General features: G+C 65.8%; 1 protein-coding gene. It reads right to left on the reverse strand.

Annotation, left to right across the window (positions count from 1 at the left end; translation table 11 throughout):
• Positions 1-4483 (reverse strand): hypothetical protein (locus C0Z18_RS33100; RefSeq protein WP_158244350.1); only part of this gene is annotated, 4483 nt, incomplete at both ends.

Raw genomic sequence — 4483 nt, forward strand, 5'->3', positions numbered from 1 at the left:
CCCCCAAGACGTTCGCCCCCAGGTCCACCCAGTTCCACGCGTTGCGCCAGCCGCCCTCCTTTCCGGAGGTCAGGTTCTTGTATGCGCTCCACGCCCCCTGCACCGCCTGGATCGTGAAGTACGCGTCGATAGCGTCCGAGATAGCCAGCGCCAAGACCGGCGCCGTTGCCGGCACGAAAGCCGTGAACGCCGCCATCGCAAAAGTGCCCGCCAGTTCCGCGTCGCGCACCCAGTACTCTTTGTTCCACCAGTGATCATCCGGCTTGAACTGCTTCCAATACGCATCGTCGCTGAGCACGCTGCCGTCCGCCCCCAGCACCCAGTGCGGTTGGGCGATCAGCAGGCCCTTGTTCAGCCCAGCGTGTGACTGCCAGTCGCTATACCCATGGCGCACCGTCGTATCGGCCGGCCCTACCTCCATTTCCCTGCCCTGCGCGTCGAGCCCTTCCACGATCGCCAGTTGCGAGCCCTGTCCCTTGCCTTCCCGGTTATTCCACCATTCCATCGACAGCGACGTCAGCTCCACCGGCATGACCGCGCTCGGCTGCTTCGCCCCGGCACCGGCCAGCACCTGGTCGACGATCTGACCGAGCGTCGTCTTGCGGCCACCGCTGTCGTACACCACCTCTTTCGGGTCGTACTCGGCGAACTGACCCTGAGTCAGCGCCTGCTGCTGGGCCAGCGTTTGTGGCACGTACGTCGGAGTCTTACCGGGGTTCTCCGCTGCCCCGATCTCGTTCAATACGCGGTCGTAGGTCGTGTCGACGTGCAGCCCGTCCTGGCTCTGCAGCCCAATCAAATTCTTGCCCGCCGTCTGCATCTCCCGGCCCGGCTGCCACGGCGCGTCGTCGCTTACCTGCGGTGCCTGGGAAGCCTGCGCCGGCAACGTGCCTTTCGGCTTGTAGCCCGTCTCACGCTCCAACTCTTTGATCACATCCGCGTTCGCCGTGTTCGATGCATCGGCCCCGCTGGCCTTCGGACCTTCCTCGATGATGTCCTGCACCAGTTCGAGCGGCACGTCGCCTTTCTTGGTCACGGCGCTCAGGCCGAAATCCTGACCATAGACCACCGCGACATCCTCGGCCGCGATGACCTGCACGTTCAAATTCGAATCCTCGCTCTCGTTGCCGATGCCACCCTTGTCCATCGGCTTGTTCAGCAACCCCTCGATGTCGTGCCGCAGTTGAACCATTGCCGGGTTGTTCGCCCCGCCCCCGTGCACGTAGATCTTCGCGGCCCCGGTCAAGTCGTTCGCCTGCTGCGTCCACTGCACCACATCGCCGGACTTGAACTTACTGTCGAACAAGGCTGCCGATAGGTCGGGCCCCGCGGCCAGCATCGCATCCGACAGCGCATTGAGCTTGTCCTGCGGCTTGCCGTTGCCCCGCACTTGCGCATCCACCTCGCCGAACAAGGTTTGCACCTGCGCATCGTTAGTCGCGCCATCGACCAGTTGCGGATAGAGCATGGTGTTCGAGTAGGCCTGCAACTGCGTCCCCACGCTCTTCAGTCGCTCCAGCACGCTCTTACCGCTCGGATCGTCCACCGTGCACATCATCGGCTCGGCCGCCCCCGACGTAATCGCGTTCAGCGCAGTGGCGGCGATCCCCTTTACCGTCGCGTCGCCCATTACCTCTTGGTACAACGGATTGTCCGATTTAAGCCCCTGCAACTGCCTCGTCAGCGCCTCGGCCGCCGCCTCGTTGCCGGTCTGCGCCCCGCCCGCCGCCTGCTGCGCCTGTTCAATATGCGCCAGCACCTGCTGCGCGCCCATTGCGGTGCCTAGCTGTTGCGCCGCCTGCTTGAATTGATCGCTATCGGTGCCGTACTGCTCCGCCACCGGCATCAGCACCGCCTGTTGCACCTGCACTTGCGCCTTCCACAGCGTATCGACGTTGTTCGGGTCGGTCTGCCACGCCCCATCCTTCTGCCCGGCCGCCGCATTGAGCGCCGCCGCCAGATCCGCGTGATACGCCTGCAGCGCCTTCGCTTTATCGTCGCTGCCGGCCGGTGCCTGCTGCGCCTTACCGAGGTCGGTCTGCGCTTGATCGAGCGCCTTTTGCAGCGCTTGCGTATCGGGCTTCGGATTCTGCGTCATCTTGCCCGCCAGATCCGACAGTTGGCCCGCATCGAACACCTTCAGATCCGTCAGTTGATCCTTCGCCCACTGGATCGGATCCTGCGCGTTCGCACTACCGTCGTACTTCGTCTGCACGTACTGCTGCCCCATCACCGTCAGCGCGGCCTGCATCAGCGACTGCTCCGTGCCGCTGCCCCCGCCCAGCCAAGCACGCGCCGCCATCAGCGCCGCTTTCGGCGGCAGCCCCTCGCCCAGCATCTCCCGCAGATACTGCACCGTGTCCGCGCCGGACTGCAGGCCCGGAGCCTTCTTATCCCCCGTCGCGGCCGCCGCTACCTGCCCGTTCTCCAGCGCGTCCTTCGCCCCTTGCAGCGTCTGCGCATCGAATAGCTGATCATTCGACAGATCTTGCTGCGCCTTGATGAGCGGGTCGGGCGGAGTCCCCGCCGAGCCCGCCGCGATCGCGTCCTTGTTCTGCTGCGCCCAGTCGTTCACCTCGACCTGCGCCTGCTGCAATAGCGCCGCTTGCGCCCATGTCGCATCGCTGATCGCCGGGTTCGCCTTGCGGCCATCGGCGAGCTTCTGGCTCAACGTCTGCGAGTCGGCTCCGTTCAAAGCCGTCAGCGCCGTCGACAACTGCGCCGCATCCTGCGGCGCCGTGCCGCCGGGCGTCGGCGTCGGCTTAAGGCCCGTGCCCTGTTGCAACAGCGTCGTGAGCTGACCGTTGCCCTGGTCCTGATCCAGGATGGTCTGATACAACTCCATCGGCGTGCCGTCCTGCGCCGCCAGCGCAAACGTGTCGAACGCCTGCGGCGTGGGCACTTCGTAGTTCGCCGCCGCACCCGTCGCCGGCTTCACCCGCGGCTGCTGCGCCAGTTTCTCCAGCTCCGCCTTCGCCATCGCCGTCAATTGCTGGCCCGCCGCCGTCTTCAGTCCCACGCTCTGACCGATTTGCGCCAGCGGCTTGTAGTACGTGTCGTCTCCCGTGCGCGAGGCGTCTTGATCGCCCGCCTCGATCAGCTTCTGCAGCGGCTGCTTCAGCCGATCGAACAGCGCCCCCGCCAACTCCTGCGAATTCGCCCCGATCGGATTGAACAGCGCCGCCATGTCGTTCAGCGAGCCCGGCACCTTCACCGATTGGATCGCCTGCTGCGTCTGCGGCGACGCCAACGTTCCCTTCACCAACGCGTCGTACAGCGGCGTGCCCTTGTATTGCGAAAGCGCCTGCGCTTGCGCGGCCAACGTCTGCCCCGCATCGCCCGCATCTTTGCCGTGCGCCGACACGATGTCTTGCAGCGCGCCCGCCTGCAGGCCCTGCGGACCGCTCACGCGCCCATCGCTCATCACTTCCTGGTACAGCGCGCTCGTCGGCGCCACGCCCTGCAACTGGCTCGATAGCGCCTTGGCCCCCGCCGCATTGCCCGCCGCATCGCCGCTGCCGCGCGCGGCTTGCACCACATCGAGCGCCTGCGCCGCTTGCAACGACGTATGAAGATCGCCTGCCGACGGCCCGCCATCGCCCGTATCGAGCCCTTGCACCGTCTGCTCGGCCTGCCACCGGCGGTCGATTTGCACGAGGTTCTGCGTCCACGAGCCCGTGCTGTCGCCCGCCGCCGCGTTCAGTTGCCCGGACAGCGCCGTGTGATAGCGCTGCTCGTCCTGCGCCAACTGCTCGGCGCTCGCGTGCGCCGCCTGATCGTGCTGCAACGTGCCGTACGCCTGCCGCACTTGCTGCGTGGCCCCGTTCAACCCCGACGTCGGCGTCACCGTCGTCGACAGCGCTTTGGCTGCCGCCTGACTCACGTCCGTCGTGAAGATGTGCTCCGACTCCAGCGCGCTTTGCGCCGCTTTTAGAATGTCCCCCTTGGTCGTGCCCACCAGCGCGTCGCCCTTGATCATGAGCGACGCTTCCGCCAAGTTCGGATCGTTTTGCGCTCCGCCGCCCGCCTGCACCAACTCCAGATTCACCGCTTCGCGCAGCGTCATCCCCGCTGCCATGTCGTGCTGCAGATCGTCGTGAATCTGATCCACCGATCGCGGCGCGATCGGTCTGCCGAAGTCGTTGGTCGTCTTATCCGCCGGCAACGGACCATCGGTGAACGCCTGACCTGCCGCGGTCAGCGATTGCATGTTGGCAAATTGATGCGTCAGCGCCACCTCGCTGACCGCTTGCGCGAACGGATCGACCTTCGTGCCCGCGCCGCTCGGCTGCGGATGATCGACGTTGTATTGCGCCACCAGCGCCACCGCCGCGCGCTGAAGCTGATCGAGCGTCAGCGCCGCGCCGCTCGAGTCGTTGTCTTTGAGAACCGCTTGGATGGCCTGCGTCAGCGCCCCGGTATCGGTGGGCGCGCTATTGCCCAACTTCTGCTGAAGCGCTTGCTCGGCCGTGGAGACTTCGTC

It is taken from the genome of Trinickia dabaoshanensis, from assembly GCF_002879885.1.
GTDB classification, from domain to species: domain Bacteria; phylum Pseudomonadota; class Gammaproteobacteria; order Burkholderiales; family Burkholderiaceae; genus Trinickia; species Trinickia dabaoshanensis.